We start from the raw sequence: 4,772 nt of genomic DNA on the forward strand, positions 1-4,772 counted from the left end.
TTCCGGTCACGATCCTGAATAAACGGTTCAAATTTGATCCATTCGCCTATCACGCCCTGAAAAAAACACTGCAGCAACAGCAGCCCGATATTCTACATACCTGGCTCTTCGCTGCGAACTCCTATGGCAGAATGGCGGTCAAACGGCTGCCTGCTTCACAAAAACGGCCCAAAGTCATTGTTTCCGAACGCTGTATCGATTCCTGGAAAAGTAAATGGCAGCACAATGTCGATCGCAGACTGCTCCCCCAGACTTCACTGGTGGTCGGTAATTCTCAAGGCGTTGCCGATTTTTATCGTGAACAGGGGGTCCCTGAATCTCTGCTGCGCGTCGTCTGTAACGGGATTCCGATTCCCGACACGACTGTTTGTGAAACGACGCGGAGTCAACTGCTGCAGCAACACAATCTTCCTGAAGGGGCACGGCTGATTGCATTTGTCGGGCGTCTGGCCAGACAGAAACGGGTCGAAGACCTGCTCTGGGCCGTACAGCTCTTAAGGCAGATGGATGATAATGTCTACCTGCTCATCATCGGAGAGGGACCGGAACGGGAGAAACTGGAGCAACTCTCACACAAATATTCAGCAGCCCCCAATATCCGTTTCCTGGGACACCGCACGGATGTGAACAAGCTGTTTCCCCTGTTTGAACTGTTTCTGCTCGCCAGCGACTTCGAGGGTCAATCGAACAGTATCATGGAGGCGATGTCCTACGGAATTCCGGTTGTCGCCAGTGATATTCCGCCGAATCGGGAGTTGGTTGTGCACGGCAAAACCGGTTTTTTAACGTCCGTTGGCGATTCCACCGGTTTTGCGCAATTTGCCGAACGCATTCTCGCCGACCCGGAACTGGCGAAAGAATTGGGAACCGCCTCTCTAAAAAGGATGCAAGAGGAGTTCAGTGTCGATAAAATGGTAGAGGGTTACGCCTCTCTGTATCGTGAAGTGCTCACATAATCTTTGCCGCTGGCTGCTGCTCTTTTTTCTTCGATCATAATCTAGAACGAACTTCATGTGTGGAATTACCGGAACCGCGTGGACCACGCGGGATCATAATATTACTCCGAGTGTGCTCAGACGCATGACCGATGTGCTTTCGCATCGCGGCCCCGATGATGCCGGCGGTTATCATTCCGATGTCTCCGGCAAATCCTTTCGATTCACCGATGAGAGTGCGCTCGCCGATTTCGATCCCACGTCAGAAATCGGTGCCGCTTTAGGCCACCGAAGACTCTCCATCATCGATCTGGGAACCGGCCATCAACCGTTGACCAATGAAGACGGAACCATCTGGATCGTCTTCAACGGTGAAATTTACAACTACCGGGAACTGAGACAGGAACTCGTTCAGCAAGGACATCAATTCCAGACCGAATCCGATACGGAAGTCATCGTGCATCTGTACGAAGAGCAGGGGACCGCCTGCGTGGAACGTCTGCGAGGCATGTTCGCTTTCGCCATCTGGGACGAACGCCGTCAGCGTCTCTTTCTGGCTCGCGACCGCATCGGGCAGAAACCACTGTTTTACCGGGAACAGGCCGGCTCGCTCAGCTTCGCCAGCGAACTGAAATCGCTGCTGCAGATGCCCGACGCCAGCAGAACCGTCGATCCCCGCGCGATCGATCTGTTTCTCGCTTATCAATACGTGCCTCATCCCTGGTCGATTCTCAAAGGGTATCAGAAACTGCCCCCCGCTCATCGCGCTGTTTATGAGCAGGGGAAACTCAGCGTGGACCGCTACTGGACTCCCCCTTATCAAAACCCGCAATCGAATCCGCAGTTTCCATTTCAAACACCGCAGCAATGGTCGGAAGCCCTGCGCAACACGCTCACCGAATCGGTGAAGATTCGCATGCGCAGCGATGTCCCTTTAGGCGCTTTTCTTTCGGGCGGCATTGATTCCACCATCATCGCCGGATTAATGCAGAGCATGTCCGACCGCCCCGTACATACCTTTTCCATCGGTTTCCCCGTGAAACAGTTTGATGAACGCAGCTACGCCCGCGAAGCAGCCAAAATGCTGGGAACCGATCATCACGAATATGTCGTGGAACCCGAAGCGCTCGAAATGCTGCCTCGCCTCGCCTGGCATTATGACGAACCCTTCGCCGACAGCAGCGCCATTCCGACGATGTACCTCTCGCAGGTCACGCGGCAGGAAGTCACCGTCGCTTTATCCGGTGATGGGGGAGACGAACTGTTCGCCGGCTACGACCGCTACCGCGCTGTCGCGCTCTCGCAGTGGTTTGATCGACTGCCTGCTATCATCAGAAAAATGATGTCGGCATCCCTCTGGCAAAAGCTCCCCGCGTCGGTGGAACAAAAATCGTTTCGGCGACGGGTGAAACGATTTCTCGCCGGTCTCGCGGTCCCGCCCGAACGCCGTTATCTGAAATGGGTCGGCATTTTCGATACGGAACGACGCTTCGAAATGTATTCCCCCGAATTTCGTGATCAGTTGGGCGTCTTCGATTCCGATCAGTTTCTGCTCGACGCCTATCTGCTTTGTCCGGATCGTGATTTTGTCACCCGTACCACCGCCACGGATGTCCTGACTTATCTTCCTTGTGACATCATGACGAAAGTCGACATCGCCAGCATGGCTCACAGCCTCGAATGTCGCAGCCCGTTTCTGGATCATCATGTCGCGGAACTGGCCGCAGCCATGCCTCTCGAACTCAAACTGCACAAAGGACGGGGAAAACAGATTCTGACAGACACCTTTTCCGATCTCCTGCCGGAATCGATTCAGACCCGCAAAAAAATGGGCTTTGGAGTTCCCCTTAACAGCTGGTTCCGTAATGAGCTGAAACCGCTGTTGTTTGACGTCCTGCTGGACCAGCGGGCCAGGGACCGACAGATTTTCAATCCGGCCGCAGTGGAACAGCTCATCAGCGAACATCTGAATCTGCAGTGGGACCACAGCGCCCGCCTGTGGTCGCTGCTCGTATTGGAAATGTGGTTCCAGACATTCATCGACCCGGTTTCCATGCCCGATCACTTCCCCGAAACGGTTCTGACATAAACGATGGGCAACCATTTTCGAAATTGACACTTGAGCTTTCTCGATGAATCAGGGAAAATGTCCGTTGGCGCTGCTGGATCGTCAGTTTCATTCCCGCTCAGACCGAAGTCCTTCCTCATTTTATCCTACCGAAAATGAAATCATGCTGCGTTACTTAATCCTTCTCATCATTCCGGTTTTCATGGCCGCTCCGGTTGCTGTTCATGCCGAAAAGCCAGAGCAAAGCACGGATACAAAAAACACTCAATACGAAGAATGGCCGCAATGGCGCGGCCCGCGTGGCGACGGAACCTGGAACGGCCCCCCTATCAAAACGGTCTGGCCGAAAACCGGTCTGAAAAAATTATGGGAACGTGAAATCGGCGGCGGATATGGCGGTATTTCCGTCTCGCACAAACGACTGTATCTCATGGATCGGCCGGCGGCTTCCAATGAGGAACAGAAAAAAGCCGAAGGAATTCACGGTCATCGTATCGAGCGGAAAAACGTGGAGCAGGTGCTCTGCTTTGATGCCCTCACAGGCCAGCCACTCTGGTCGCATGCCTATCCCAGTGATTACGATCAGCTCGAGTATGGAAACGGCCCCCGCGTGGCTCCAACGGTGATCGATGGTTTCGTTTACACGCTGGGAACAATGGGTGACGTTTATTGTTTTGCAGCAGATACCGGCAAGGTGATCTGGAACACGCATCTTGTAAAAGACTTCGGCGGCAAGGTTCCTCAGTGGGGTTATGCGGCGGCCCCTTATGTCATCGGCGAACTGGTGATCCTGATGCCCGGCGGTGAAGAGCAGGGGACGGCGATCCTCGCACTGGATCGCAAAACGGGAAAAGAACGCTGGCGGTCACTGTCGGATCAGGCCGGTTATGCCACGCCGCTCCTCATTCAGCATGCGGGCCACGCTCAACTCATTGTCTGGTCGCCGAATCACATTCACAGCGTCGCCCCCCGCTCAGGCCAGCATTTCTGGTCGGTCCCCTACAAAGTGACGTATGGCGTCGCCATTGCCAGCCCGATTGAAAAAGAGGGGCTGGTGTTTGTCGCCGGTTACTGGGAAGGTTCCAAAGCGATTCAGCTCGGCGAACGCCCGCAGGATGCGAAGCTGAAATGGGAAGATCGCCGCGTCTTACGAGGGCTGATGTCACAGCCGCTTTATCGCGACGGTTATGCGTATCTTCTGGATAAACAATTCGGCCTGACCTGTTTTGAATATGCAACCGGCAAAAAGATCTGGGACGATGGCGGCAAAATGACTCCCGGCAACAGCCGAAACCCACAGGCGACACTGGTCTGGCTCAATCAGTCAGCGCGGGCTCTGATTCTCAATTCAGACGGGGATCTGATTCTGGCCGAATTAACACCTGCCGGCTACCAGGAATTAGCGCGCACCAATTTGATCGGGGAAACCTGGGCGCATCCTGCCTATGCGGAAACCCGCGTTTATGCACGCAGTAATACAAAACTGGTCGCATATGAACTCCCCACAGACGAATCCGTCGATGAATCCCGATAAAAGCAAACAGGCTGACCTGTAAACTTCTCTGCAAAGTCGATAAAATGCGGTTTGCAGTTATCAGGTATTCAGTAATCAGAAGTGGGGCATTGTGTCCCAGTGATCCAGTTCTGAGTTGCTGAAGCATTATTTTTCTTCCTACTCTTCTAAAAACGTTTGAGCAATATGAATTCACAATCGGAAAAACACTCCGAGAAAGTCGCGGCAGGCACTGAATTATTAGGGCCTGAAATCT

At 53.6% G+C, this 4,772-nt stretch carries 3 protein-coding genes; all 3 read left to right on the forward strand.

The window, feature by feature from the left end:
- Positions 1-956 (forward strand): glycosyltransferase (locus tag Q0294_RS03700; RefSeq protein ID WP_299461047.1); only part of this gene is annotated, 956 nt, incomplete at its 5' end.
- 55 nt (positions 957-1,011) lie between these two features.
- Positions 1,012-3,024: an asparagine synthase (glutamine-hydrolyzing) gene (gene asnB, locus Q0294_RS03705; RefSeq protein WP_299461049.1), complete on the forward strand. Its 2,013-nt coding sequence runs from the start codon at positions 1,012-1,014 to the stop codon at positions 3,022-3,024.
- Positions 3,025-3,067: 43 nt separating this feature from the next.
- Positions 3,068-4,537, forward strand: coding sequence for a PQQ-binding-like beta-propeller repeat protein (locus Q0294_RS03710; protein ID WP_299461051.1), 1,470 nt, complete (start codon positions 3,068-3,070; stop codon positions 4,535-4,537).
- The last annotated feature ends 235 nt before the right edge of the window (positions 4,538-4,772 follow it).

Origin of the sequence: uncultured Gimesia sp. (assembly GCF_937919775.1) — a bacterium.
Taxonomy (GTDB): Bacteria; Planctomycetota; Planctomycetia; order Planctomycetales; family Planctomycetaceae; genus Gimesia.